The organism is Pseudomonas sp. NDM, from assembly GCF_003105095.1.
GTDB classification, from domain to species: Bacteria; Pseudomonadota; Gammaproteobacteria; order Pseudomonadales; family Pseudomonadaceae; genus Aquipseudomonas; species Aquipseudomonas moraviensis_A.
This window is the reverse complement of the sequence record NZ_QETJ01000022.1, coordinates 1-25,631: the sequence shown is the minus strand read 5'-3', so window position 1 is coordinate 25,631 and position 25,631 is coordinate 1. Positions and strand designations below refer to the sequence as shown.

19 protein-coding genes are annotated in these 25,631 nt (G+C 61.1%); 13 read left to right on the top strand and 6 right to left on the bottom strand.

Annotation, left to right across the window (positions count from 1 at the left end; translation table 11 throughout):
• Positions 1-60: 60 nt before the first annotated feature.
• Together DCO47_RS07960 and DCO47_RS07955 are read right to left on the bottom strand one after the other, a co-directional pair.
• Positions 61-948, bottom strand: a complete 888-nt coding sequence (locus DCO47_RS07960; RefSeq protein WP_064365326.1) for a 3-keto-5-aminohexanoate cleavage protein — start codon at positions 946-948, stop codon at positions 61-63.
• Positions 949-1,066: 118 nt separating this feature from the next.
• Positions 1,067-2,011: a choline ABC transporter substrate-binding protein gene (locus DCO47_RS07955; RefSeq protein ID WP_116657866.1), complete on the bottom strand. Its 945-nt coding sequence runs from the start codon at positions 2,009-2,011 to the stop codon at positions 1,067-1,069.
• Between the two features lie 190 nt (positions 2,012-2,201).
• Between DCO47_RS07955 and DCO47_RS07950 the strand changes: the two genes are divergently transcribed.
• A complete protein-coding gene (locus DCO47_RS07950; protein WP_116657865.1) occupies positions 2,202-3,146 on the top strand; it encodes a GlxA family transcriptional regulator in 945 nt (314 codons plus the stop codon).
• Positions 3,147-3,266: 120 nt separating this feature from the next.
• Here the strand turns inward: DCO47_RS07950 and DCO47_RS07940 are convergent, their stop codons facing one another.
• A complete protein-coding gene (locus DCO47_RS07940) occupies positions 3,267-3,683 on the bottom strand; it encodes a DUF3010 family protein (RefSeq protein WP_116657864.1) in 417 nt (138 codons plus the stop codon).
• A 47-nt stretch (positions 3,684-3,730) separates the two neighbouring features.
• Complete coding sequence (locus DCO47_RS07935) at positions 3,731-4,132, bottom strand: lysozyme inhibitor LprI family protein (RefSeq protein ID WP_116657873.1); 402 nt, start codon at positions 4,130-4,132, stop codon at positions 3,731-3,733.
• Between the two features lie 231 nt (positions 4,133-4,363).
• On the opposite strand from DCO47_RS07935, the gene DCO47_RS07930 reads away from it, so the two are divergent.
• The 10 genes from DCO47_RS07930 to DCO47_RS07880 all read left to right on the top strand — a co-directional run bounded on the left by DCO47_RS07930 (position 4,364) and on the right by DCO47_RS07880 (position 20,650).
• Positions 4,364-5,341, top strand: a complete 978-nt coding sequence (locus tag DCO47_RS07930; RefSeq protein ID WP_007962626.1) for a dipeptidase — start codon at positions 4,364-4,366, stop codon at positions 5,339-5,341.
• 103 nt (positions 5,342-5,444) lie between these two features.
• Positions 5,445-5,975: a 4-vinyl reductase gene (locus tag DCO47_RS07925; RefSeq protein WP_064365322.1), complete on the top strand. Its 531-nt coding sequence runs from the start codon at positions 5,445-5,447 to the stop codon at positions 5,973-5,975.
• A gap of 15 nt (positions 5,976-5,990) precedes the next feature.
• Positions 5,991-8,051, top strand: coding sequence for a dimethylglycine demethylation protein DgcA (gene dgcA / locus DCO47_RS07920; RefSeq protein WP_064365321.1), 2,061 nt, complete (start codon positions 5,991-5,993; stop codon positions 8,049-8,051).
• 209 nt (positions 8,052-8,260) lie between these two features.
• Positions 8,261-10,210, top strand: coding sequence for a dimethylglycine demethylation protein DgcB (gene dgcB / locus DCO47_RS07915; RefSeq protein WP_116657863.1), 1,950 nt, complete (start codon positions 8,261-8,263; stop codon positions 10,208-10,210).
• A complete protein-coding gene (locus DCO47_RS07910; RefSeq protein ID WP_116657862.1) occupies positions 10,210-11,430 on the top strand; it encodes an electron transfer flavoprotein subunit alpha/FixB family protein in 1,221 nt (406 codons plus the stop codon). The genes dgcB and DCO47_RS07910 overlap by 1 nt, the downstream gene beginning before the upstream one ends.
• 11 nt (positions 11,431-11,441) lie before the next feature.
• Positions 11,442-12,212, top strand: coding sequence for an electron transfer flavoprotein subunit beta (locus DCO47_RS07905; RefSeq protein ID WP_042606636.1), 771 nt, complete (start codon positions 11,442-11,444; stop codon positions 12,210-12,212).
• Positions 12,213-12,343: 131 nt separating this feature from the next.
• Positions 12,344-12,910, top strand: coding sequence for a GNAT family N-acetyltransferase (locus DCO47_RS07900; protein ID WP_042606637.1), 567 nt, complete (start codon positions 12,344-12,346; stop codon positions 12,908-12,910).
• A gap of 951 nt (positions 12,911-13,861) precedes the next feature.
• Positions 13,862-17,314, top strand: a complete 3,453-nt coding sequence (locus tag DCO47_RS07895) for a GMC oxidoreductase (protein WP_116657861.1) — start codon at positions 13,862-13,864, stop codon at positions 17,312-17,314.
• A gap of 197 nt (positions 17,315-17,511) precedes the next feature.
• Positions 17,512-19,380: a hypothetical protein gene (locus DCO47_RS07885; RefSeq protein ID WP_116657860.1), complete on the top strand. Its 1,869-nt coding sequence runs from the start codon at positions 17,512-17,514 to the stop codon at positions 19,378-19,380.
• A gap of 25 nt (positions 19,381-19,405) precedes the next feature.
• Entirely contained in the window at positions 19,406-20,650 is a 1,245-nt protein-coding gene (locus DCO47_RS07880; RefSeq protein ID WP_065616517.1) for a metallophosphoesterase, read from the top strand.
• Between the two features lie 101 nt (positions 20,651-20,751).
• Here the strand turns inward: DCO47_RS07880 and gbcA are convergent, their stop codons facing one another.
• On the bottom strand, positions 20,752-22,047 hold the full coding sequence (gene gbcA / locus DCO47_RS07875; RefSeq protein ID WP_116657859.1) for a glycine-betaine demethylase subunit GbcA: 1,296 nt from the start codon (positions 22,045-22,047) through the stop codon (positions 20,752-20,754).
• A gap of 297 nt (positions 22,048-22,344) precedes the next feature.
• On the opposite strand from gbcA, the gene gbcB reads away from it, so the two are divergent.
• Positions 22,345-23,445, top strand: coding sequence for a glycine-betaine demethylase subunit GbcB (gbcB, locus tag DCO47_RS07865; RefSeq protein ID WP_116657858.1), 1,101 nt, complete (start codon positions 22,345-22,347; stop codon positions 23,443-23,445).
• Positions 23,446-23,682: 237 nt separating this feature from the next.
• Here gbcB and DCO47_RS07860 read toward each other — a convergent pair whose 3' ends face one another.
• Positions 23,683-24,723 (bottom strand): low specificity L-threonine aldolase, encoded by a 1,041-nt coding sequence (locus DCO47_RS07860; protein ID WP_042606642.1) that lies wholly within the window; start codon positions 24,721-24,723, stop codon positions 23,683-23,685.
• 126 nt (positions 24,724-24,849) lie between these two features.
• On the opposite strand from DCO47_RS07860, the gene DCO47_RS07855 reads away from it, so the two are divergent.
• Entirely contained in the window at positions 24,850-25,560 is a 711-nt protein-coding gene (locus DCO47_RS07855; RefSeq protein ID WP_116657857.1) for a TraX family protein, read from the top strand.
• Positions 25,561-25,631 lie beyond the last annotated feature (71 nt).

Here is a 25,631-nt window from a genome sequence, read left to right as displayed (position 1 = left end):
AAATCAAAGGCAAAAGATCGCAGCCTTCGGCAGCTCCTACAGGTGGAATGGGTGATGGGATCAGCCGCGCTGGGTCAGGCCCATTTTCTTGCGGCCTTCCGCCGGCGTGAGCACGCGGGCACCGAGGCGGCTGAGGATCTCCGTGGCGCGCTCAACCAATTGGCCATTGGTCGCCAGCACGCCTTTGTCCAGCCACAGGTTGTCTTCCAGCCCGACCCGCACGTTGCCGCCGAGCAGCACCGCTTGCGCGGCCATCGGCATCTGCATGCGGCCAATGCCGAAGCCCGCCCACACCGCATCGGCGGGGAGGTTGTCGACCATGGCTTTCATGGTGGTGGTGTCGGCCGGCGCGCCCCACGGGATGCCCAGGCAGAGCTGGAACAGCGGGTTGTCGAGCAAGCCTTCCTTGATCATCTGCTTGGCGAACCACAGATGCCCGGTGTCGAAAATCTCCAGCTCGGCTTTCACCCCCAGTTCGGTGATGCGCTTGGCGCCGGCGCGCAGTTGTGCCGGCGTCGAGACATAGATGGTGTCGCCGTCGCCGAAATTCAGCGTGCCGCAATCGAGGGTGCAGATTTCCGGCAGCAGCTCTTCAACGTGGGCGAGACGGGTCAACGGGCCGACCAGATCGGTGTTCGGGCCGAACTCCATCGGCTGCTCGCCAGCGCCGATTTCCAGGTCTCCGCCCATCCCGGCGGTGAGGTTGACGATGATGTCGACGTCCGCCTCGCGGATGCGCTCCATCACCTCGCGGTACAGCGCCACGTCGCGGCTGAACTTACCGGTCTGCGGATCGCGCACATGGCAGTGCACCACGGTGGCGCCAGCCTTGGCCGCTTCCACTGCCGCAGCGGCGATCTGTTTCGGGGTGACCGGCACATGCGGGCTCTTGGCGGTCGTGTCGCCAGCACCGGTGAGTGCGCAGGTGATGATGACGTCGTGGTTCATGGTGCGTTTCCTTCAGGCGTGATGGGTCTGTCCGCAGCCCGTGGCGGGGCTGCGAAGCGTCGTTAAATTCCCTATCCCTTGGGAGAGGGCCAGGGTGAGGGGGCTTTTGAGCGCAAGGTTATTTGCTGGTCAGTTGCAGATTTTCAGCGGCCGGTTTGCCATCGAAAGTCGTCACACCTTCGAGCCAGCGCTGCTTGTCTTCGGGGTGATCCTTGAGCCATTGCTTGGCCGACTCGAAGGCATCCTTGTGATCGAGCAGCGGCTGCATCATCCGGCTCTCGGCTTCGGCGGTGAAGGTCAGGTTGGTCAGCAGGCGGCCGATGTTCGGGCACTGCTCGGCGTATTTCGGTGTAGTGACAGTCCACACCGTAGCCATGCCTTCGTTCGGGCCAAGGGCATCTTCGCTGCCGGTCAGATAGGTCATCTGAATGTTGACGTTCATCGGGTGCGGCGCCCAGCCGAAGAACACCACGGCTTCCTTGCGGCGCACGGCGCGATCGACGGCGGCAAGCATGCCGGCTTCGCTCGACTCGACGAGCTGGAATTTGCCGAGGCCGAACTGGTTCTTGGCGATCATCGCTTTGATCTGGGTATTGGCGCCCGAGCCAGGCTCGATGCCGTAGATCTTGCCGCCCAGTTCTTTCTCGAACCTGGCGATGTCGGCGAAGGTTTTCAGGCCTTTGTCGGCCAGATACGTCGGCACGGCGAGGGTGGCGCGGGCATCTTTCAGGCTCGGTGCCTCGAGCACTTTCACCTGGTTGGCCTCGACGAACGGTGTGATGGTCTGCGTCATCAACGGGTTCCAATAGCCGAGGAACAGGTCCAGGCGCTGATCACGGATCCCGGCGAAGATGATCTGCTGGGAGGCGCTGGTCTGTTTGGTGTTGTAGCCGAGGCCGTCGAGCAGGACCTGGGTCATGGCACTGGTGGCGATCACGTCCGTCCAGTTGACCACACCCATGCGTACGTTCTTGCAGGAGGCCGGTTCGGCCGCCATCACGCCGGTGCTGAAGAAAGCGGTACCGCTGAGTGCAAGAACGCAGCTGCTGATCAGTCGTTTCATGTCGGGTTCCTCGGCAGTTCGATTATTGTGGTTCCCGGCATCTGCGCGCCGGTGATGCCAAGTTACGCAGCTATACGCCCGTGAAAGCGCACTGCGGCGACTGGCATTTGCACTGTAGCGACCTGCACGCTTGAACGCCGCCGACAATCGGCGTATCAACGAGCCACGCGTCCGCCAACCGAGTGCGCCCATGTCCCAGGATTTCTACTTTTTGCTGATGCCGGGGTTCTCTGCCATCGGCTTTATCTCCGTGATCGAACCGCTGCGGGTGGCCAACCGCTTTCGTGGCGAGCTGTACCGCTGGCATGTGCTCAGCGCCGATGGCGGCGCGGTACTGGCGAGCAACGGCATGTCGGTCAACGCCGATGCGGCGCTGGAGCCGCTGAAAAAAGGTGCGACGTTACTGGTGGTGGCCGGCTTCGAACCACTGAAATTCATCACGCCGATGCTGGAGCACTGGTTGCGCAGGCTGGACAAGGACGGCGTGACCCTCGGCGCGATCGACACCGGCAGCTTCGTCCTCGCCGAAGCAGGCCTGCTCAATGGCCATCGCCTGACCCTGCACTGGGAAGCGATCGATGCGTTCAAGGAATCTTATCCACAGCTCAGCGTTACCCAGGAGCTGTTCGAGATCGACCGGCGGCGGATCACTTCGGCGGGTGGCACGGCGTCGATTGATCTGATGCTCGATCTGATCGCCCAGGCCCACGGCCCGCAACTGGCGATTCAGGTCAGCGAGCAGTTTGTGCTCGGGCGCATCCGCCCGCGCAAAGACCACCAGCGCATGGAAGTCGCCACACGCTACGGCATCAGCAACAAGAAACTGGTGCAGGTGATCGGCGAAATGGAGCAGCACAGCGAACCGCCGCTGAGCACGCTGCAACTGGCGGAGTCGATCAAGGTGACGCGACGGCAGCTGGAGCGCTTGTTTCGCCTGCACCTGAACGACACGCCGAGCAATTTCTATCTGCGGTTGAGGTTGGAAAAGGCCCGGCAGCTGTTGCGTCAGACCGACATGAGCGTGCTTGAGGTCAGCATTGCCTGCGGGTTTGAATCACCGTCGTACTTCACCCGCAGCTATCGCGCCAGATTTGCCCGTTGCCCGCGCGAGGATCGGCGTACCGCGCAGGCCTGAGTGATGCACACAAAACCCCTGTAGGAGTGAGCCTGTTCGCGATAGCGGTCTATCGGCTCACATGTGTGGGACTGACCCACCGCTATCGCGAGCAGGCTCACTCCTACAATTCGATCGACATTATTTCTTCACCAACGCCGAGCACGCCGCCTTGTAAGCCTCATACTGATACTTGTTCAACGTCCCCGGCAGCTCGAAATTGTGCTTCTTGGCCTGTGCATTGATCGTCTGCGGCGACAACAGCGTCACCTCACAACCATCGAGCAGCTGAAACACCCCCTCAATCTTGAACGTCGTCGGCCCACCGGCAAACTCACCCTTCTTGCTGCGCTTCTTGATCGCAATCCGGTCCACCGAGTTCTCCCGCACGAACGACGCCACCTGCGCCGCGAACCGCCGCACGTTCGCCGCCTCGTCATCATCATCGAGAGCGATCTTTTTCGTGGCGAGAGGGATGTGGCTCAACGTCGAACCGTCGAGCGCAGCCACGGCGATGATCGCTTCGCTGCCTTTGATTTCAATGCCGCAGATGTTCATGGGAATCCTTAGACTGGCTTAAGAGGTTCAGCTTACAGCTCAAACACTCACTCCTGCCCAACCGACTCCAAAAACTCCGACCGCTCGTCACTCATCCGCGCGACACAATCATTCTGCGCAATCGTGAACGCCTTGCTCCCCGCCGTCGCCGGGAAGGCTTCCACCGCGCAATCGGCATCGCGGGTTTTCAGCCATTGCTGCTGGGCGGTTTTCAGTTTGGCGGTGATGTCGGCCAGTTGCGTCGGGTTCTTGCCGTACGCGGCCTGCATGCGTTCGTTGAGGCTGGCGTAGTTGTCCTTGAGCAAGTCTTCGGCGGTGGTGCGGCTGTAGGCGGAGCATTCCAGGGTCTGGATGTCGTTTTCCACCGCGTCGCACGGGTTGTTCTCGGATTCTTCGGCGGCGTGGGCGCCGGTCGCAATCAGTGCCAGGGCGAGGAAGATCGATTTCATTGGGGTCGCTCTAATCCGTGGGTAGGTGCAGGCTGCGGCAGATTCTGGCGCAAGCGCGCGGGCTTGAACAGCCGGCCGAGGAGGGCGGCTGACGACCCTTTGTCGCGGATTGACGCTTTCGGCAATTCCCCTGTCGTTTTTGCACCCGGTCGCCCCGGCACCGAGGCATATGCTGGCCCCAAAGCGCCGGCAGACGATTCGGCGCACGAATCGCCAATAAGGGGACGCCTGATGAGCCCAGCCGAATTACACGCCGACAGCATCGTTATCGACGGTCTGATCATTGCCAAATGGAACCGCGAGCTGTTCGAAGACATGCGCAAGGGCGGTCTGACGGCAGCCAACTGCACTGTGTCGGTGTGGGAAGGCTTTCAGGCGACCGTAAACAACATCGCTGCCAGCCAGAAACTGATCCGTGAAAACAGCGACCTGGTGATGCCGGTGCGCACCACCGCCGACATCCGTCGCGCCAAGGAACAGGGCAAGACCGGCATCCTCTTCGGCTTCCAGAATGCCCACGCTTTCGAAGACCAGATCGGCTATGTCGAGGTGTTCAAGCAGCTCGGCGTGGGCATCGTGCAGATGTGCTACAACACCCAGAATCTGGTCGGCACCGGTTGCTACGAACGCGACGGCGGCCTGTCGGGTTTCGGTCGCGAGATCGTCGCCGAGATGAACCGCGTCGGCGTCATGTGCGACCTGTCCCACGTCGGTTCCAAGACTTCCGAAGAGGTCATCCTCGAATCGAAAAAACCGGTCTGCTATTCCCACTGTCTGCCGTCGGGTCTCAAAGAGCACCCGCGCAACAAATCCGACGCAGAACTGAAGTTCATTGCCGACCACGGCGGTTTTGTCGGCGTGACCATGTTCGCGCCGTTCCTCGCCAAGGGCATCGATTCGACCATCGACGATTACGCCGAAGCCATCGAATACACCATGAACATCGTTGGCGAAGACGCCATCGGCATCGGCACCGATTTCACTCAGGGTCACGGCCAGGATTTCTTCGAATACCTGACCCACGACAAGGGCTACGCCCGCCGCCTGACCAGCTTCGGCAAGATCATCAACCCGCTGGGCATCCGCACCGTCGGCGAATTCCCCAACCTCACCGAAACCCTGCTCAAGCGCGGCCATTCCGAGCGCGTGGTGCGCAAGATCATGGGCGAGAACTGGGTGAACGTCCTCAAGGACGTCTGGGGCGAATAACGCTTTCACGACCGCCGCCGAACTGCCCCCTCTCCTGCGGGAGAGGGCTGGGGTGAGGGCCGCGGCCACCACTGAACCATAATTTTTCTGGAGTTGAGTTTCCATGGCCAAGATCGCCCCGCAATTGCCTATCGAAGTCGACAGCGAGACCGGTGTCTGGACCTCCGACGCCTTGCCCATGCTCTATGTGCCGCGGCATTTCTTCGTCAACAACCACATGGGCATCGAGGAAGTGCTGGGCGCCGAAGCCTATGCGGAAATCCTCTACAAGGCCGGCTACAAATCCGCCTGGCACTGGTGTGAAAAGGAAGCCGAATGCCACGGCCTGGAAGGCGTCGCGGTGTTCGAGCACTACATGAAGCGCCTGTCGCAACGCGGCTGGGGCCTGTTCAAGATCCAGGACATCGACCTCGACCAGGGCACCGCCAGCGTCAAGCTCGAGCACTCGGCATTCGTCTATGTCTACGGCAAGGTCGGGCGCAAGGTCGATTACATGTTCACCGGCTGGTTTGCCGGTGCCATGGATCAGATTCTCGAAGCCCGTGGCAGCAAGATCCGTACTGTGGCCGAACAAGTCTACGGAGGCTCCGAAGAGGGCCACGATGACGGCTTGTTCATCGTCAAGCCGTTGTAAGCCGAGGACCGTGCCATGGCTTTCGAAGCAATGTTCCAGCCGATCCAGATCGGCAAACTGACCATCCGCAACCGCGTGCTCAGCACCGCGCACGCCGAGGTCTACGCGACTGACGGTGGCATGACCACCGACCGCTACGTCAAGTACTACGAAGAGAAGGCCAAGGGCGGCATCGGCCTGGCCATCTGCGGCGGTTCGTCCGTCGTGGCGATCGACAGCCCGCAGGAATGGTGGAGCTCGGTCAATCTGTCTACCGACCGGATCATTCCGCACTTCCAGAATCTGGCCGACGCCATGCACAAGCATGGCGCCAAGATCATGATCCAGATTACCCACATGGGCCGTCGCTCGCGCTGGGACGGTTTCAACTGGCCGACGCTGATGTCGCCGTCGGGCATCCGGGAGCCGGTGCACCGTGCAACCTGCAAGACCATCGAGCCGGAAGAGATCTGGCGGGTGATCGGCAACTACGCCCAGGCGGCGCGCCGGGCCAAGGCCGGTGGCCTCGATGGCGTCGAGCTGTCGGCCGTGCACCAGCACATGATCGACCAGTTCTGGAGCCCGCGCGTCAACAAGCGCACCGACGAATGGGGCGGTAGCTTCGAAGGGCGGATGAAGTTCGGTCTCGAAGTGCTCAAAGCCGTGCGCGCCGAGGTTGGTGACGATTTCTGCGTCGGCATGCGCCTGTGCGGTGACGAGTTCCACCCGGACGGCTTGTCCCACGAGGACATGAAGCAGATCGCCAAGTATTACGACGACACCGGCATGCTCGATTTCATCGGCGTGGTCGGCTCGGGTTGCGATACGCACAACACCCTGGCCAACGTGATTCCGAACATGAGTTATCCACCGGAGCCGTTCCTGCATCTGGCCGCCGGAATCAAGGAAGTGGTCAAGGTGCCGGTGCTGCACGCACAGAACATCAAGGACCCGAACCAGGCTACGCGGATTCTCGAGGGCGGTTACGTCGACATGGTCGGCATGACCCGCGCGCACATCGCTGACCCGCACCTGATCGCCAAGATCAAGATGGGCCAGATCGACCAGATCAAACAGTGCGTCGGCGCCAACTATTGCATCGACCGCCAGTATCAAGGTCTCGATGTGTTGTGCATCCAGAACGCCGCGACGTCCCGTGAATACATGGGCGTGCCGCACATCATCGAGAAATCCACTGGGCCGAAACGCAAAGTGGTGATCGTCGGTGCCGGCCCGGCCGGGATGGAAGCCGCACGCGTGGCTGCCGAGCGTGGCCACGACGTCACGCTGTTCGAGAAAAAGGAATTCATCGGCGGGCAGATCACTACTGCATCGAAAGCGCCGCAGCGCGATCAGATCGCCGGCATCACCCGCTGGTTCCAGCTGGAACTGGCACGGCTGAAAGTCGATCTGCGCCTCGGCACGGCGGCGGACGCCGATACGATCATGGACCTGCGTCCGGATGTCGTGGTGCTGGCGGTCGGTGGTCATCCGTATCTCGAGCAGAACGAACACTGGGGCGCGGCCGAAGGGCTGGTGGTGAGCAGCTGGGACGTGCTCGACGGCAAAGTCGCGCCGGGCAAGAACGTGTTGGTCTACGACACCATTTGCGAGTTCACCGGGATGTCGGTCGCCGACTTCCTCGCCGACAAGGGCAGCCAGGTCGAGATCGTCACCGACGACATCAAGCCGGGCGTGGCCATCGGCGGTACGTCGTTCCCGACCTACTACCGCAGCATGTACCCGAAAGAAGTGATCATGACCGGCGACATGATGCTGGAAAAGGTCTACCGCGAAGGCGACAAGCTGATCGCGGTACTGGAGAACGAATACACCGGCGCGAAAGAGGAGCGGGTGGTCGATCAGGTGGTCGTCGAAAACGGCGTGCGCCCGGACGAGGAAATCTACTACGCCCTCAAGGACGGCTCGCGCAACAAGGGCCAGATCGACGTCGAAGCGCTGTTCGCGATCCAGCCGCAGCCTTCGCTGAGCGAGGCGGGTGACGGCTACTTGCTGTTCCGCATCGGCGACTGCGTGGCGCAGCGTAATACCCATGCCGCGATCTATGACGCCCTGCGACTGTGCAAGGATTTCTGACGGCATCACCACGATCACCTGTGGCGAGGGAGCTTGCTCCCGCTGGGCTGCGAAGCGGCCCCAAATCTGTAGTCACGGTGTATCAGGCATATACCGGCGACGGTAGTGGGAGCGCTTCGCACTCCAGCGGGAGCAGGCTCCCTCGCCACAGGTAGGTGCGTTGCTCTTGCCAGCGCACAAATGACCCCGAGGTCTTTGGGAGCTTCACCATGTTGAACACCCTTCTTCCAATTTTGTTGTTCGCTGCTCTGGGCCTCGCTGTCCTCGGCGCGTTGCGGCGGATGAACATGTGGCGCCGGGGGCGGGCGGCGAAGGTCGATCTGCTTGGCGGTCTGCTGGCCATGCCCAAGCGCTACATGGTCGACCTGCACCACGTCGTGGCGCGGGACAAATACATCGCCAACACCCACGTCGCCACGGCGGGCGGTGCGGTGGCGTCGATTGTGCTGGCCATTCTGGTACACGGCTTCGGCCTGCATAACCGTATCCTCGGCTACGCCTTGCTGCTGATGTCGGCGGTGATGTTCGTCGGCGCGATCTTTATGTACCTGCGTCGGGTCAATCCGCCTGCGCGTCTGTCGAAAGGCCCGTGGATGCGCCTGCCAAAAAGCCTGCTGGCGTTCTCGGCGTCGTTCTTCCTGGTGACCCTGCCAGCGGCCGGGATCCTGCCGGAGAACTTCGGTGGTTGGGTGCTTGCAGCCATTCTCGGCGTTGGCGTGTTGTGGGGCGTGACGGAACTGTTCTTCGGCATGACCTGGGGCGGGCCGATGAAACACGCCTTTGCCGGTGCCCTGCACCTGGCCTGGCATCGCCGTCCGGAACGCTTTGGCGGCGGTCGCTCGACCGGTTTGAAACCGCTGGACCTGAACAATCCCGATGCGCCGCTGGGCGTGGAAAAACCCAAGGATTTCACCTGGAACCAGTTGCTCGGTTTCGACGCCTGCGTGCAGTGCGGCAAGTGCGAAGCGGCCTGTCCGGCTTTCGCTGCCGGACAGCCGCTGAATCCGAAAAAACTGATTCAGGACATGGTCGTCGGCCTCGCTGGCGGCACCGACGCCAAATTCGCCGGCAGCCCGTATCCAGGCAAACCGATTGGCGAGCATGGCGGCAATCCGCATCAACCGATCGTCAACGGTCTGGTCGACGCCGAAACCCTCTGGTCGTGCACCACCTGCCGTGCCTGCGTCGAGGAATGCCCGATGATGATCGAGCACGTCGACGCGATCGTCGACATGCGCCGTCACCTGACCCTGGAAAAAGGCGCGACGCCGAACAAGGGCGCCGAAGTCCTCGAAAACCTGATCGCCACCGACAACCCCGGCGGTTTCGCCCCGGGCGGGCGGATGAATTGGGCGGCGGATCTGAACCTCAATCTGCTCAGCGAAAAGAAATCCACCGACGTGCTGTTCTGGGTCGGCGACGGCGCCTTCGATATGCGCAACCAGCGCACCTTGCGCGCCTTCGTCAAAGTGTTGAAAGCGGCAAAAATCGACTTCGCCGTGCTCGGCCTCGAAGAGCGCGACAGCGGTGATGTGGCGCGGCGTCTGGGCGACGAAGCGACGTTCCAGTTGCTGGCCAAGCGCAACATCCAGACGTTGGCCAAATACAGCTTCAACCGCATCGTCACCTGCGATCCGCACAGTTTCCATGTGCTGAAAAACGAGTACGGCGCTTTCGATGGCAACTACCCGGTGCAGCACCACAGCACCTACATGGCCGAGATCATTCAGGCCGGCGCGCTCAACCTCGGACAGCACAAAGGCAACAGCGTGACCTATCACGATCCGTGCTACCTGGGCCGCTACAACGGCGAGTACGAAGCACCGCGTGAAGTGCTGCGTGCGCTCGGCATCGAAGTCAAAGAGATGCAACGGTCCGGTTTCCGCTCGCGCTGCTGCGGCGGCGGTGGTGGCGCGCCGATCACCGACATTCCGGGCAAACAGCGCATCCCCGACATGCGCATGGAAGATATCCGCGAAACCGGCGCCGAGTTGGTGGCGGTGGGTTGTCCACAGTGCACGGCGATGCTCGAAGGCGTGGTCGAACCGCGTCCGCTGATCAAGGACATCGCCGAACTGGTGGCCGACGCGCTGCTCGAAGACGCCGCGCCAGGCAAGCCTGCCACGCCGGCCAAACGTGAACCTGCGGAGGTGCATTGATGAGCGACATTATCCGCCGCGACCCGCGCGCCGAATGGATCGCGCGTAACCGTCTGCATCCGCTGCACGCGGCGATGCAACCGGCGCAACACAGCTGGATGGGGCCTAACGGCGTCATCCGCAAGAATCCCCATGGCATGGGTTTTATCGGGCCCAACGGCATCAAACGGATCGACCGCAGCGGCGCGCAGCAGGGCGGGGCGGTCAAACGCTCGGCCACGGTGGAAGTGCAGTTGCCGCTGCATCAGGTTCCGGCTCCGGCGTTCTATATCGGCGTGGTGCCGGATATGGTCGGCGGCCGCCTGAGCAGCCACGATCGCGATCTGCTCGGCCTCGCTCATCAGCTGGCCGGCACGGACGGTGCGGTGCTGGCGGTAGTTTTTGGCGAGCACAAGGAAAGCACGTTCGAAACCGCCGGCGTCGATCGCCTGCTGGTGCTCGAAGGCGAGCATTTCAGCGGTTATGCACCGGAACAACGAGTGCAGGGTTTGCGCGCTGTGGATAACCAGTTCAATCCGCGTCACTGGTTGCTGCCGGACAGCCGCAGCGGTGGCGGTGAACTCGGTCGGCGCTTTGCCGCAGCCTTGGGCGAGCGCCCGGCTACACGGGTCTGGCAGGTCAAGGATCAGGAGTGCATCGGCCGCGCCGGTGCCGGGTTGCAGGACTTGGCGCGCCCGGTGGCGCGGTTGATTCTCGCCGCCGCCGAATGCGCAGAACCGGTCAGCGAAACCCGTCACGAAGCGTTACCGGTGGAGTTATCCACAAGCGTCGCGCGCAGCCTGTCGCGAATCGAAGATCTCGGCGCGGTGGCGGTGGATCCGGCGGCGATCCCGATGGCCGAGGCCGAGTTCATCTTCTCCGGCGGCAACGGCGTCAAGGACTGGCAGCTGTTTCACGAAACGGCATCAGCCCTCGGCGCTACCGAAGGCGCTTCTCGCGTGGCGGTGGACGATGGCTTCATGGCCCGCGATCGCCAGGTCGGCGCGTCCGGCACCTGGGTCACCGCGCGAGTCTACGTCGCGGTGGGTATTTCCGGGGCGATCCAGCACCTGCAAGGCATCGGTGCCTGCGACAAGGTGGTGGCGATCAATCTTGATCCGGGTTGCGACATGATCAAACGCGCCGACCTCTCGGTGATTGGCGAAAGCGCAGAGATTCTGCAGGCCCTGATCGAGGCGGTAGAGGCCTACCGCAACGACGGCCGACGCGACGCGGCATAAGGAAAACAGTTATGAGCACCAACGTGATCAGCCTCGTCTCCATCGGCGCCCACCCGACTTCGGGCCGCCCGCGCCGCGCCGATCAGGATGCCCGCGCAGTGGAACTGGGTCTGCAACTGGCTGGGGATAACCTGCAAGTGCTGCACGCCGGCGACATCGCCGAACCGGCACTGCGTGCCTATCTGGGCATGGGCCTGGAACAGCTGCATGTGCTGGAACAACCCGTTGGCGCCGACGCTTTGCCGGCGCTGACCGCGTACCTTCGCGATGCCGGGGCGCAAGTGGTGCTGACCGGCAGTCAGGCGGAAACCGGTGAAGGCTCGGGGATGTTGCCGTTCCTGCTGGCGGAAGGTCTGGGCTGGCCACTGGTGGTCGGCCTGGCGCAGGTCGAGTCGATCAATGACGGTTCGGCGCTGGTCCTGCAAGCCTTGCCGCGTGGGCAGCGGCGGCGCCTGAAGGTCAAATTGCCGTTTCTGGCCACTGTGGATAACGCCGCGCCGAAACCTCGGCAGAGTGCATATGGCCCGGCACAGCGAGGGATTCTGGAGGCTGATGAGGTTGAAGTCGTCGACGATGAGCTCTTGTCTGTCGCCACTCTGCAACCGGCCAAACCACGGCCCAAACGCCTGAAAGTGATCAAAGCCAAAAGCGGCGCCGACCGCATGAAGGCTGCGACCGCCAAAGCCAGTGGCGGCGGCGGGCAAGTGCTCAAGGGCATCACCCCACAGGCCGGTGCCGAAGCGATCCTCAAGTTGCTGATCGAGGAAGGCGTGGTCCGCTGACCCCCGCAACCAATGCTCGTAGGGGCGCGCCGACAGCTGTCATTGGTTGACACGAAAAACCTGGCGCTTCTGTTTGCGGCCGGTTTCAAACGCAGGGTAAAAAGCCACTCACCCCACAAGGAGTCAACTGAATGACCGTCAAGTTTCGCCCTGCCCGGCGCTCGGATGCGCGCGACATTGCGCGTCTGTTTCAGATTTCCTCGGAAGGCGCCTCGGATTACATCTGGAGCCAGTTGGCGGAGCCTGGGGAGGCGCTGCTGGATGTCGGCGAGCGCCGTTATGCCCGCGACGATGTGGATTTCTCCTGGCAGAACTGCATGGTCGCTGAGGCCGAAGACCGGGTCGTTGGCATGATGCACAGTTATGCGATGCGCGAGGATCCCGAGCCGACGCCGTCCACTGATCCGGTGCTGGCACCGTACGCCGATATGGAAGTGCCCGATTCGTTGTACATCTCCAGCCTGGCGCTGCATGAAGGCTGGCGCAATCGGGGCCTGGGTGTGCAGTTCCTCGAGCATGCTCAGGCGCGCGCTGATCAGATGGCGCTAAACGGCCTGAGCCTGATTGACTACGCAGCCAACACCGGTGCGCGGCGATTTTATGAGCGCCATGGCTTCCGCATCATCAAGACTTGCCAGGTCACGCCGCATCCGCTGATTCGGGTAACCGGAGAAGCCTATCTGATGCACCGCGCTTAGCGTTGGGTTATCCACCGGACAGCGGTTACGCACAATCCCTGTTGGTCAGTCTGTGGATAACGTGTTGGCCCTTCATCACAGGTCAACTAAGCCGTGGCCTGCAGCCCGCAGATCAAAAAACAACCAGCCTAACTTACGGTTTTTATGAGGTTTTTCTGCGGGATAACGCCGCAAGTTGCCCCCAAACTCTGTTGGTGCTTCTGTGGATAAGATGTTCGTTGCCCGCTGGGAGCCTTATAAACCAAGCCCTTCACTGCATTGGTCAATATTTGATCGCTTTACGCTTTTCAGCCTCGAATTCATTTGTAAGCCTTGGTTATTCGCACGTTTGAGCGTTTTTCCACAGGCGCCGCAAAGTTACCCCCGAACTCTGTTGGCGCTTCTGTGGATAACATGTTCGCTGTCCTCCACAGGCCATTAAAATCATGGCTTGCAAAGATATGATTAAAAAACAACCAATGTCCCCCGCAACCGCCTGTTCTGCATAAGTCACGATTTTTCTTTGTAAATCAGCACGATAATTTTCGGCTCATGCACAGTTACCCCCATTTGCTGTGGGTGGCTATGTGGATAACTTGTTCGCCAAACCCTGTAAGCCCCGGCCGGCTTAGTCCAAATGGCAATTGATTACATTTCATACAGTTCTAAGAAGTTGCCTTGACTTCGATTCCTGTGCTGTCTTCACTGCAATGGCACAAGGACAGCCGTCATTTATCCACATCAGGTTCTGGGAGAACGCATGATGGATAGCCAGCCGCACCGCCCCCCGCCCTCGCCACGCAAGCGCACGCTCCGACGCGCTGCCAATCAGCACGCTCGCCTGTAGCGCGCCACACCCGCCAGACCGCTGTGCTGTCGCCGGAATTTCTCCGGTGGCCAGGTACCCGTTCGCCCATTGATTGCAGGCAACCGCAGAGTTGCCCCCATCTGCCTGATTAGAGGAACCACCTCATGACACGGATCGCAACGCCCATCAGCGAGATCAAGGAACACTACGATGTGATTGTCATTGGTTCAGGCTACGGCGGCGGTATTGCTGCCTCGCGCCTGTCCCGTGCCGGCAAGCGTGTGTGCCTGCTCGAACGCGGTCGGGAAATCCAGCCCGGCGAATACCCCAACACCATGATCGCCGCCACCGAGGAACTGCAGGTGCATGACCCGGACGGGCATATCGGTTCGCGTACCGGGTTGTTCGATTTGCACGTGAACGCCCAGCAAAACGTCGTGGTCGGTTGCGGCCTCGGCGGCACGTCGCTGATCAATGCCAACGTTGCCCTTGAGCCGGAGCCCGGCGTATTCGACGATCCGCGCTGGCCGCAAGCGGTGCGGGAACACCGTGATACGTTGCTCAAGGACGGTTACGCCCGCGCCCGGGAGATGCTCAAGCCCAACCCTTACCCGAGCACTGCACCGAACCTGCCGAAACTCGACGCCAACAGGAAATCCGCCGACTACCTCCAGCAGGGCGCGCATTTCTACAAGCCGCCGATCAACGTGACTTTCGACAAGCTGCCGAACAACCTCAACCATGTCGGCGTCGAGCAACTGCCGTGCAACCAGTGCGGCGACTGCGTTTCGGGCTGTAACAACAAAGCCAAGAACACCACGCTGATGAACTATCTGCCGGACGCCTGGAATCACGGCGCGGAGATTTTCTGTCAGGCCGAAGTGCGGCATCTGGAGCGTGATGGCGACGGCTGGATCGTGCATTTCCAGTACCTGGACAGTGGTCGCGAGATGTTCAGTGCACCGACCCTGTTCGTGAAGGCCGACATCGTTGTGGTCTCTGCCGGCACGCTCGGTTCAACCGAAATCCTCCTGCGTTCCCGGGACAAAGGCGTGGTGATGTCCGGCCAGCTCGGCGAGAACATGAGCGGCAACGGCGACATCCTCGGCTTCGGCCACAACTGCGAGCAGACCATCAACGGCATCGGTTTCGGTGCGCACCCGGCCAAGGAACTGCATCCGGTCGGCCCGTGCATCACCTCGGTCATCGACATGCGCACCGAAGGCGACTGGCGCAGCCGCATGGTCATCGAGGAAGGCTCGATTCCCGGCGCCCTCGGGCGGCCGATGGTGCCGGCGATGGCCGGGTTTGCCGAGATGATCGGCGTGGCCACTGACGAGAGCTTCAGTGGCAAGCTGAAGTACAAGGAACGTGAAGCCGAAAGCTTCCTGCGCGGCCCTTATTACGGCGCACTGCACAACATGCAGACCTACCTGATCATGAGCCATGACAGCGGGCAGGGGCGGATGGTCCTCGACAGCAAGGATCAGTTGCGCATCGATTGGCCAGGTGTCGGCGAGCAGGAGAATTTCAAACTCGGCAACGAACGTCTGCGCCAGAGCACCAAGGCATTGGGCGGGGTCTGGGTGGAGAACCCGATCTGGACCAAACTGCTCAAGCACAGCATCGTTTCGGTACACCCGCTGGGCGGTTGCGTGATGGGTGAAGACGCGGCGCAAGGCGTGGTCAATCACAAGGGCCAGGTGTTCAGCGGTGCCAGCGGCACTGATGTTTACGCCAATCTCTACGTCACCGATGGCGCGGTGATTCCGACCTCGCTGGCGGTCAATCCGCTGCTGACCATCTCTGCGGTGAGTGAGCGCAACATGGGCCTGCTCGCCGCCGACCGTGGCTGGCAGATCGACTACACGTTGCCTTCTGCGCCGCGCAAACCGGTGGCGCCGCCCACCCTCGGCGTGCAGTTTACGGAAACCATGAAGGGCTATTTCTCCCGCGCCTTCACGGCGGCGCAGAGCACCGACCTGAAAGTTTATGAAGCAGCGGCCAAGCGCGGAGAGGCGGACAACTCGCCGATCGATTTCACCCTGACGATCACCGCCAGCGACATGAACCGGATGATCAGGGAGCCGGAACACGCGGCGACCATCGTCGGCACAGTGAACGCTCCGGCACTGTCACCGCAGCCGCTGACCGCCAGCAACGGCGTGTTCAACCTGTTCGAGCAATTCGAGCAACAGGTCGATACGCGTCACATGAAGTACGACATGAAACTGACCGCCGAGGATGGCAACGACTATTTCTTCAGCGCCTTCAAAACCGTACCGGAGGATAACGGCGTGCTGAATATCTGGCACGACACCAGCACCCTGTACGTGACGCTGTATCGCGGGCCGGACAAGTCGGGCGAAGTGATCGGCTCGGGAGTGATGCACATTCACCCGACCGATTTCGCCAAGCAGATGACCACCATGAAAGTGCTCAATGCACGCAATGAGCGCGAGCGCATCGAAGGCCTGGCGCGGTTCGGCAAGTTCTTCGCCGGGATTCTCTGGGAGAGTTACGGCGGGGTGTTTGCCGGCGATATCTACTTCAACCCCGACGCGCCGCCACGGTTGAAACGACCATTGGATGCCCCCGTCCCGGCAGTGCATTTCTTCCCCACCGAGGATGGCGTCGAACTGCGCCTGACCCGTTATCAGGCCGGGAGCAAAGGGCCGGTGATGCTGGTGCATGGCTTGGGTGTGGGGTCGAACATCTTTTCCACCGATACCATCCAGACCAACCTGCTGGAGTACCTGTGCAAGCACGACTACGACGTGTGGTTGCTGGATTTTCGCGTGAGCATTTTGCTGCCGGCGAGCAAGAAGGAGTGGAACGGCGATCAGATCGCCCGATACGACTTCAAGGCGGCCATCGCGCAGATACAACAGGAAACCCACGCCCGTGATGTGCAATGCGTGGTGCATTGCTACGGCGCAACGACCTTCTTCATGTCGCTGCTCGCCGGTTTGCAGGGCGTGCGTTCGGTGGTCTGCTCACAAATTGCCGCAGACACCGTGGTCGCCACCGCGACGGGTTTGAAAGCCGGATTGCACCTGCCGGGCATGCTCGATGCGATCGGCATCAAGTCGATGACCGCTTACGCCGACAGCAAGGAAAACTGGTTCAACAAACTCTACGACAAGGCCCTCAACGGCTACGCGCGGATCGAGGCGCAGGGTTACTGCACCAACCCGGTGTGTCACCGCATCACCTTCATGTACGCGTCGCTGTATCGCCACGACACCCTCAACGAAACCTTGCACGACAACCTGCACGAATTGTTCGGCGAATCGAACATCGAGACCTTCGAACATCTGGCGCTGATCGTGCGCAAAGGACATCTGGTGGATTTCAAGGGCAACGATGTGTACATGCCGCACTTTGATCGGCTGACCATGCCGATCTGCTTTATCAGCGGCGCCGACAACCAGTGTTATCTGCCGGAAAGTACGCTCAAGACCTACCAGCGAGTGTGCGAAGTCAACGGGCCGGAGCGCTATAGCCGGCAGGTGGTGCCGGGCTACGGCCATATCGACTGCATGTTCGGCAAGAACGCGGTGGTCGATGTCTACCCGATCATCCTTGAACACCTGGAGAAAACGGCCCTCGGCTGATGAAGTCGCCCGTGGCGAGGGAGCTTGCTCCCGCTCGGCTGCGCAGCAGTCGTAAACCCGGCAGATGCGGTGTTTCAGGAAACCGCACTCTCAGGTTTTGGGGCCGCTTCGCAGCCCAGCGGGAGCAAGCTCCCTCGCCACAGTGGCCGATCAGGCTGTGTATTTCTTTCTAGGGTCTGCACAAGGAAATGGATGACATGGACAGCTACATCCGCTGGTTTCAACGCTTCATCTGGATCGGCATTGCGATGAACATGGTGTTCGCCATCCCCGCGCTGTTCGCGCCGGGCTTGCTGACATCGGTGGTCGGACTGCCGCCGCAACTCTCTGACCCGTGGCTGGAGAACGCCGGAATGCTGCTGGTCGGCATCAGCGTGTTCTACATGCCGTCGGGCTTCAACGCGCCGCGCTACGTGGTGCATTCCTGGCTGTGCGTGCTGACGCGGTTGATCGCCGTGATCTTCTGGATTTACCTGATCAACACCAGCACCCAGGGCTCGCTGTTCGTGCCGATGTTGATGGGCGATCTGAGTTTCTTTCTGATCCTCGGCGTTCTGCTCTACCTCGGTACAACGCCGGAGAATCGCCCTTGGGCATTGCTTTGCGATGGCTGGCGCGAGTGGCGCGCGGCGTGGCAGCGGCAATGGCAGAGTCACGCCTTCAAGGTTGGCACGCTGATTGTCGTCGCGGTACTCGGTTTCATCGGTTACGAGACGTGGTATCAGATGCTGCGCGTGGTGCCGGAGCAGGAATACGCCTCCGACGAAGATCACTACAAGTACGCCGCCATTGGACTCGGCATCGAAGCGCGCATCCCCTATTACCTGTTCGCCGTGCTGCCGCAGATGTGCCCGGAAAAAATGCCCAGACCCGGTGGCTGGGAGGTGTTCGGCTTCCTGTTCGAAAACGGCAAGGACCTGCCGATCGGCATGGCCAAGCGGCAGATCGGCTACCCGACCGTCGAGCCGAACTGTGCGCTGTGCCACACCGGTTCCTACCGCGCCAATGCCAGCGACGTCGCCGTCAACGTGCCGAGCGCGCCGGCCAACACTCTGCAACTGCAAGCCTTCCAGTGGTTTGCCTACGATTGCGCCAGTGATCCGAAATTCACCACCGACGCGGTGATGGCGGCGATCAACGGAAAATTCCAGCTGGGTTTCTTCGAGCAACTCTACAACCGCTACCTGATCATGCCGATGGCCAAAAGCGCCTTGCTCAAGCAGAAGCAGGCCTACGCCTGGCAGAAGCTGCGTCCGCAACAGGGCCCAGGCCGCACCGACACCTTCAATCCGACGAAAATGGTGGTGTTCGGCTTCCCGGATGACTCGACCATCGGCACCGTCGACCTGCCACAAGTGTGGAACCAGAAACCCAGGGAATCGATGTACCTGCACTGGGACGGCAATAACAACAAGATCCACGAACGCAATTATGCCGCCGCGATGGCCGTGGGTGCGACGCCGGAATCGGTGCTGCCGCCCAGCTTCAACCGCGTGACCAACTGGCTGCTCGGGCACAAGGCACCAGCGTGGCCGTGGGCGCTGGATCAGGCCAGGGTTGCCCAGGGCAAGCCGATCTGGGAGGCCAACTGCGCGGCTTGTCATGACTTTGGTCGCGCCGACACCGGGCAGGTCACCACCGATATCGACCAGCTCGGCACCGATCCGCACCGGCTTGACTCGTTCACCACCGGTCTGGTGACGGCATTCCACACCTTCAAGAAGCCGCCGTTCGACTTCGGCGCGTATCGCAAGACCCAGAGCTACAGCAACACGCCCACCGACGGCATCTGGTTGCGTGCGCCCTACCTGCACAACGGTTCGGTACCGACGTTGTGGGACTTGCTGCAACCGCCGGAAAAACGTCCGCAAGTGTTCATCACCGGTTCGGACATCTACGACCCGGTCAACGTCGGTTTCGTCACCAGCGGCGCCCAGGCCAAAGCCTCGACGGACTTCAAATACGACACGCGCCTGGAGGGCAACCACAACAGCGGTCACCTGTACGGCACGACCTTGTCGGACGACGACAAACGCGCGTTGATCGAATTCATGAAAACCCTGTGAACCCTTACGGAGAGAGGATTACGCCATGTCACTGGTCAGTCATCTGGAACACGAATATGACAAGGTCAAATTGCGCATTCACGGCTTGTTCACGCGCATGGAAATGGCCTGGATGAAGCTCATCAGCGAGCTGGAGCCACAGGAGTTTCAGGCAATCATCAAGCTGTTGCAGCGCGGCCACGATCAGGCGCATTACGTGCTGAAAAACGGCGAATTGCCGACTGACGAGCCGGCGGTGCCGTGGGAGTTGGCCCATGGTCTGTCGATCCTGCGCATCGGCAATGCCACGCCGTTGCCGCAGTCCACCGATCAACTGGCGACCCGGGTGCTCAAGGACGGCAGCCTGCTCGGGTGTCGCAAGTGGGAACTGCTCGATCTGCTGTGGAGCGAGGCGCTGCTGAAGTGGATCGAAAACCTGCGCCATCACGCAACGTTCGGCACTGACCCGGCGGTGGTGCAGATGGATCGCGACGTGACCCTGGCGATTGCCGGCGACTGGGGCACCGGACCGTTCGACAGCCATGCGCCGGCGGTGTCGGTGGCCAACCAGATGCAACTGGCCCAGGCCGATTTCACCATTCATTTGGGCGATGTGTATTACGCCGGCAGTCATTCCCAGGAAGACGTCGACATGGCGGGTTGGCCGATGGGCTTACACGGCTCGTTCACCCTCAACTCCAACCACGAGATGTACAGCGGCGCCCATGGCTACTTCAAGGAACTGGCCAGGCAATTTCCCGGGCAACAGGGCACCAGTTATTTTGCCCTGGTCAATGATGACTGGCTGGTGGTCGGGCTGGATTCTGCCTATGCGTCTGATGCGATGAATCTGTACATGGACGGCACCTTGAACGAGCCGCAGATCCAGTGGATGAAAGGCCTGCCGAAACGCAAAAAACTCATGGTGCTCAGTCATCATCAGGGCTTCGATATTTCTGGGCACCACAAGACGGCGCTGTATCAACCGGTGTGCGATGCGCTGGGGCGCGAGCCGGATTATTGGTATTGGGGGCATCTGCACAACGGCATCGTCTATGCGCAGCAGGGCGGTCTGCATGCGCGCTGTGCCGGGCACGGGGCGATCCCCTATGGCAATGCCAGCGAACTGAACGGGCATTCGCGGGTGTTGTGGTCGGAGACTCAGGACGCCAACGACCCGGCGTATCCGCTGCGGGTGTTGAACGGATACGCGAAAATCAGGTTGGTGGGGGAGGAGATTTTCGAGGAGTTTATTGGCGAGGATGGCAGTGTGAGGTGGTCATCCAAATAAATGGGTGAATGTGAGGGCGCCATCGCGAGCAGGCTCACTCCTACAGTTGGAATGCATTCCACCTGTAGGAGCTGCCGAAGGCTGCGATCTTTTGATCTTGATCAGCCCTGGACCGGGACGCCTTTGAGGTATGGTGCAGGTTCGGCGCCGAGGTTGTTCAGCATCCGCTCGCTGTACCAGTCGACGAAGTTGACCACGCCAAACTCATAAGTCTTCGAGTAAGGCCCCGGCTGGTAAGCGGTGGAGTTGATCCCGCGCTGGTTTTCCTCAGCCAGACGCCGGTCCTGATCGTTGGTCGCGTCCCACACCTGGCGCATGCGCTCGACGTCGTAATCGACACCTTCCACCGCATCCTTGTGCACCAGCCATTTGGTGGTGACCATGGTTTCCTGGGCGCTGATCGGCCACACGGTGAAGACGATGATGTGATCGCCCATGCAGTGGTTCCACGAGTGCGGCAGGTGCAGGATGCGCATCGAGCCCAGATCCGGGTTCTTGATCCGGCCCATCAACTTCGCGCAGCCCTGTTTGCCGTCGAGGGTCATCGACACGGTGCCCTTGAGCAACGGCATGCGCACGATGCGGTTGCGCAGGCCGAAACTGGCGTGGGCGTAAGGGATCTTTTCCGCTTCCCAGGCAGCGGCGGACGCGGCGACGTGATCCTTGAACGCCTGATCGGCGCGCGGGTCGGTGACGTCGTCCCATTCCAGCAGGGTTTTCAACAGTTCCGGGTGCGACGCGTTGCAGTGGTAGCACTCGCGGTTGTTTTCCAGCACCAGTTTCCAGTTGGCCTTCTCCATCAAGGTGGTGGTGATCGCCACCTTGGTGTTCTCCATGTCGTACGGTTCCATGTAATGGTTGAGCGTCGACAGGAAATCATCGATGGCCGGCGGGTTTTCCGCCAGGCTGATGAAGATGTAGCCGCCAGCGGTTTTCACGTTCACCGGCTTCAGGCCGTACTGCTTCATGTCGAATTCGGCGCCCATTTCGGTGCCGGCGAACAGCAGGCGACCGTCCAGCTCGTAGGTCCACTGGTGGTAGTGGCAGACCAGTTTGGCGACCTTGCCTTTTTCACTGGTGCACAGGCGCGAGCCACGGTGGCGGCAGACGTTGTGGAACGCATGCACCACACCCTCGGCACCACGAATGACAATGATCGGGTTCTTGCCGATCTGCAGGGTCAGGTAATTGCCTTTGGCCGGGATCTCGCAGGTCATGCCGGCGATCAACCATTCCTTCTGGAAGATCTCCTGCATGTCGATATCGAACAGCCGCTCGTCGCTGTAGAACGGTTGCGGCAGGGAAAAGGTGCGCTCGCGCTCCTGGAGCATTTGCGCGGTGGCCTTGCGTCCGGGTTCCAGCGGATCGCCCAGGCTGATTTTTGCGGTGACGTCCATCGATGTAATCCTCATGGCCCTCTGCGTGGCCGGCGAAAGTGGCTGATCAGGTGTGCTGCAAAAACGGTTGCTACGCAAGGTGTAAAGAAGTCGTCTTGTGTTGGGGCGAGTGTGGGGCCGGCGCTGGGCGGAACCTTATCCATGCGCGACATGGTGCAATCTGTTCCCGACGCGCAAGCCCCGGTGTTCAAGGGCTGGTCGCGATAAGTATGTCAATGTCGCGGATAGGTAAACGCGCGCTCTGCGCTATACGCAGAATCGCCGACATGAGGCCGACAGTCGGCCGTGGAGAACAGCATGTCCAACAGCTTCCTGAATCCGGTCACCACCCAGACCTGGGCCAATGGCCGACACATTGTCCGTTGCGTCAAAGTCATCCAGGAAACCTGGGATGTGCGCACGTTCTGCTTTATGGCCGACCAGCCGATCCTGTTCTTCTTCAAACCGGGGCAGTTCGTCACCCTCGAGCTCGAAATCGAAGGCCAGCCGATCATGCGCTCGTACACGATTTCCAGCTCGCCGTCGGTGCCGTACAGCTTTTCGGTGACGATCAAGCGCGTGCCGGGCGGCAAGGTCTCGAACTGGTTGCACGACACCCTGCATGAAGGTCAGGAGCTGGCAGTGCACGGCCCGGTCGGGCTGTTCAACGCCATCGACTTCCCGAGCCCGAAAGTCCTGTATCTGAGCGGCGGCGTCGGTATCACCCCGTGCATGTCGATGGCGCGCTGGTTCTACGACACCAACGCCAACGTCGACATGACCTTCGTGCACAGCGCACGCTCGCCGAAAGACATCATTTACCACCGCGAACTCGAGCACATGGCGTCGCGGATCGACAACTTCAGCCTGCACCTGATCTGTGAAAAGCATGGCCTCGGTGAGCCCTGGGCCGGTTATCGCGGTTACCTGAATCACAAGATGCTCGAACTGATGGTTCCGGACTTCCTCGAGCGCGAAGTGTTCTGCTGCGGCCCGACGCCGTACATGACCGCAGTCAAACGCCTGCTGGAAGCGGCTGGCTACGACATGTCGCGCTACCACGAAGAATCCTTCGGCGCCACGCCACCGGAAGCGCGTGCCGACGCGGTGGAGCAAGCCGAACAAGCCGCCGATGCACCGGAAATCGACGCAGCGGATCTGCATCAGGTCGAATTCACCGCTTCCGGTAAAAGCATTCGCGTGGCACCGGGGGAAACCGTCCACGCAGCAGCAGCCAAGCTCGGCCTGATGATCCCGAAAGCCTGCGGCATGGGCATTTGCGGGACCTGCAAGGTGCTGAAACTTGGGGGCGAAGTGGAGATGGAGCACAACGGCGGGATTACCGAGGAGGATGAGGCCGAGGGGTTCATCCTGTCGTGCTGCAGCGTGCCCAAAGGCGACGTACGGATCGAGTTCTGAGTGAGGCGAAGGGGCTGCGTCCGGCTCGCCCCTCACCCCAGCCCTCTCCCCAAGGAGAGGGAGCTGACCGAGGTGTCTGTCGCTTTGCATCGACCTGAGACACCGAGTCGATTATGGATTCAACACTTCACGTTCAGGTCGGCATAATCCTTGAGCATCCCCCAATCAGTCCCCTCTCCCTCGGGAGAGGGCTAGGGTGAGGGGCATCGCTTTTGCGATCAATCCGCCGGTTTGGGATCAGGCCGACATCACCTCGCGAATATCGCGCGCCAGTTCGCGCACGCGCTCCTCTTCGGTGTCCCACGAGCACATGAAGCGTGCGCCGCCTTTGCCGATGAAGGTGTAGAAGCGCCAGTTCTTCGCGGTCAGGGCGGCGATTGCCGGCTCGGACAGTTGCAGGAACACGCCGTTGGCCTGCACCGGGAACATCAGCTCGACGCCGGGGATATCGCTGACCAGTTCTGCCAGCAGTTGCGCGCAGTGGTTGGCGTGGCGGGCGTATTTGAGCCAGGCGTCGTTTTCCAGAATGCCGACCCACGGTGCCGACAGGAAGCGCATTTTCGATGCCAGTTGCCCGGCCTGTTTGCAGCGGTAGTCGAAATCTTCGGCCAGTTTGTGGTTGAAGAACAGGATCGCTTCACCCACCGCCATGCCGTTCTTCGTGCCGCCGAAACACAGCACATCGACGCCGGCCTTCCAGGTCAGGTCGGCAGGCGAGCAGCCGAGGAATGCGCAGGCGTTGGAGAAGCGTGCGCCGTCCATGTGCAGGTGCAGGCCGAGCTCCTTGCAGGTGACGCTGATCGCGCGGACTTCTTCCGGGGTGTAGACGCTGCCGACTTCGGTGGCCTGGGTCAGGGTTACCACGCGCGGTTTCGGGTAGTGAATGTCCTGGCGCTTGAGCGCCACTTCGCGGATCGATTGCGGGGTGATCTTGCCGTTTTCAGTGCCGGCGATCAGCAGCTTCGAGCCGTTGGAGAAGAATTCCGGAGCGCCGCATTCGTCGGTTTCAACGTGGGCGGTTTCCGAGCAGATCACGCTGTGGTAACTCTGGCACAGCGACGACAGGGCCAGCGAGTTGGCGGCGGTGCCGTTGAAGGCGAAGAACACTTCGCAGTCGGTTTCGAACAGTTTGCGGAAATGATCGGCCGCGCGCGCGGTCCATTCATCGTCGCCGTAAGCGCGCTGGTGGCCGTGGTTGGCCTGCTCCATGGCGGCCCAGGCTTCAGGGCAGATACCGGAATAGTTGTCGCTGGCGAATTGTTGGCTCTTGTCGGTCATGGCCGGCTTCCGTAATCGAGACTCTTGTGAAGGCTCGTGGTCAATGAGGATGCGCACTTTACCGAAGATCTTCCGGGGAGCACATGTGATGTCGGGTGCAGAAAATTACCAGTTTATGGGCCGATTATGCACCTGAGCCAACGCGACGGTGCCCTGGATCTGCTCAAGTGGCTGGCGCTGCTGAGCATGTTGCTCGATCACCTGCGATATGTCGGCTTCTCCGTCGACTGGCTGTATGTGCCTGGGCGCCTGGCGTTTCCTTGGTTTTGCCTGGCGATGGCGGCGAACCTGGCACGCGACGGTTCGCGCAAGATGGAGTGGCGCTATCTGGGCTGGCTGTTGCTGTTCAGCGCCGTCAGCGAAATCCCTTATCGCTTGTACATACCCGAACCTGACACCTTGAACGTGATGCCGACGCTGGCGCTCGGCCTGCTGGTGGCGCGCGCTTGGCAGGACTCTGCGTCAGTGTCGCGATTGCTCGCACTGGCCGCGCTGGTGGTCGCGATGGTTTTTTCAGATCGACTGATGTTCGGTTTCTTCGGCGTGCTGCTGCCGTTGGCGATGCTGCTGGTCTTTCGCCGGCCGTGGTATCTCAGTCTGTTGCCCGGGCTGGTTTGTCTGGCTGCGAACCAATGGCAAGTGCTGCTCGAATCGGCGCGGTTCGGCAACAGCGTGGCGATGCTCGGTCTGGCGACGTGTCTGTTTGCGCCGATGCTTGGAATGTTCCTGTTGCGACATGGGCGACATGTCCGGCCACCACCGATGCGGCGCTGGGCGTATGCGCTTTATCCCATGCATTTTCTCCTGCTGCTCGCCACCCGCCAGTTGATCGCATAACCCCTGTAGGAGCTGCCGAAGGCTGCGATCTTTTGATCTTCAAAGTCAAAGTCAAAAGATCGCAGCCTTCG

Bases quoted from the DNA above. Each gene is read 5' to 3' on its own strand.
- DCO47_RS07940 (WP_116657864.1), bottom strand. From the start codon at position 3,683: ATGAACATCTGCGGCATTGAAATCAAAGGCAGCGAAGCGATCATCGCC.
- DCO47_RS07935 (WP_116657873.1), bottom strand. From the start codon at position 4,132: ATGAAATCGATCTTCCTCGCCCTGGCACTGATTGCGACCGGCGCCCAC.
- DCO47_RS07895 (WP_116657861.1), top strand. From the start codon at position 13,862: ATGACACGGATCGCAACGCCCATCAGCGAGATCAAGGAACACTACGAT.
- dgcB (WP_116657863.1), top strand. From the start codon at position 8,261: ATGTTGAACACCCTTCTTCCAATTTTGTTGTTCGCTGCTCTGGGCCTC.
- dgcA (WP_064365321.1), top strand. From the start codon at position 5,991: ATGGCTTTCGAAGCAATGTTCCAGCCGATCCAGATCGGCAAACTGACC.
- DCO47_RS07930 (WP_007962626.1), top strand. From the start codon at position 4,364: ATGAGCCCAGCCGAATTACACGCCGACAGCATCGTTATCGACGGTCTG.
- gbcA (WP_116657859.1), bottom strand. From the start codon at position 22,047: ATGGACGTCACCGCAAAAATCAGCCTGGGCGATCCGCTGGAACCCGGA.
- DCO47_RS07955 (WP_116657866.1), bottom strand. From the start codon at position 2,011: ATGAAACGACTGATCAGCAGCTGCGTTCTTGCACTCAGCGGTACCGCT.
- DCO47_RS07925 (WP_064365322.1), top strand. From the start codon at position 5,445: ATGGCCAAGATCGCCCCGCAATTGCCTATCGAAGTCGACAGCGAGACC.
- DCO47_RS07860 (WP_042606642.1), bottom strand. From the start codon at position 24,723: ATGACCGACAAGAGCCAACAATTCGCCAGCGACAACTATTCCGGTATC.
- DCO47_RS07950 (WP_116657865.1), top strand. From the start codon at position 2,202: ATGTCCCAGGATTTCTACTTTTTGCTGATGCCGGGGTTCTCTGCCATC.
- DCO47_RS07910 (WP_116657862.1), top strand. From the start codon at position 10,210: ATGAGCGACATTATCCGCCGCGACCCGCGCGCCGAATGGATCGCGCGT.
- DCO47_RS07905 (WP_042606636.1), top strand. From the start codon at position 11,442: ATGAGCACCAACGTGATCAGCCTCGTCTCCATCGGCGCCCACCCGACT.
- DCO47_RS07880 (WP_065616517.1), top strand. From the start codon at position 19,406: ATGTCACTGGTCAGTCATCTGGAACACGAATATGACAAGGTCAAATTG.
- DCO47_RS07885 (WP_116657860.1), top strand. From the start codon at position 17,512: ATGGACAGCTACATCCGCTGGTTTCAACGCTTCATCTGGATCGGCATT.
- DCO47_RS07900 (WP_042606637.1), top strand. From the start codon at position 12,344: ATGACCGTCAAGTTTCGCCCTGCCCGGCGCTCGGATGCGCGCGACATT.
- DCO47_RS07855 (WP_116657857.1), top strand. From the start codon at position 24,850: ATGCACCTGAGCCAACGCGACGGTGCCCTGGATCTGCTCAAGTGGCTG.
- DCO47_RS07960 (WP_064365326.1), bottom strand. From the start codon at position 948: ATGAACCACGACGTCATCATCACCTGCGCACTCACCGGTGCTGGCGAC.
- gbcB (WP_116657858.1), top strand. From the start codon at position 22,345: ATGTCCAACAGCTTCCTGAATCCGGTCACCACCCAGACCTGGGCCAAT.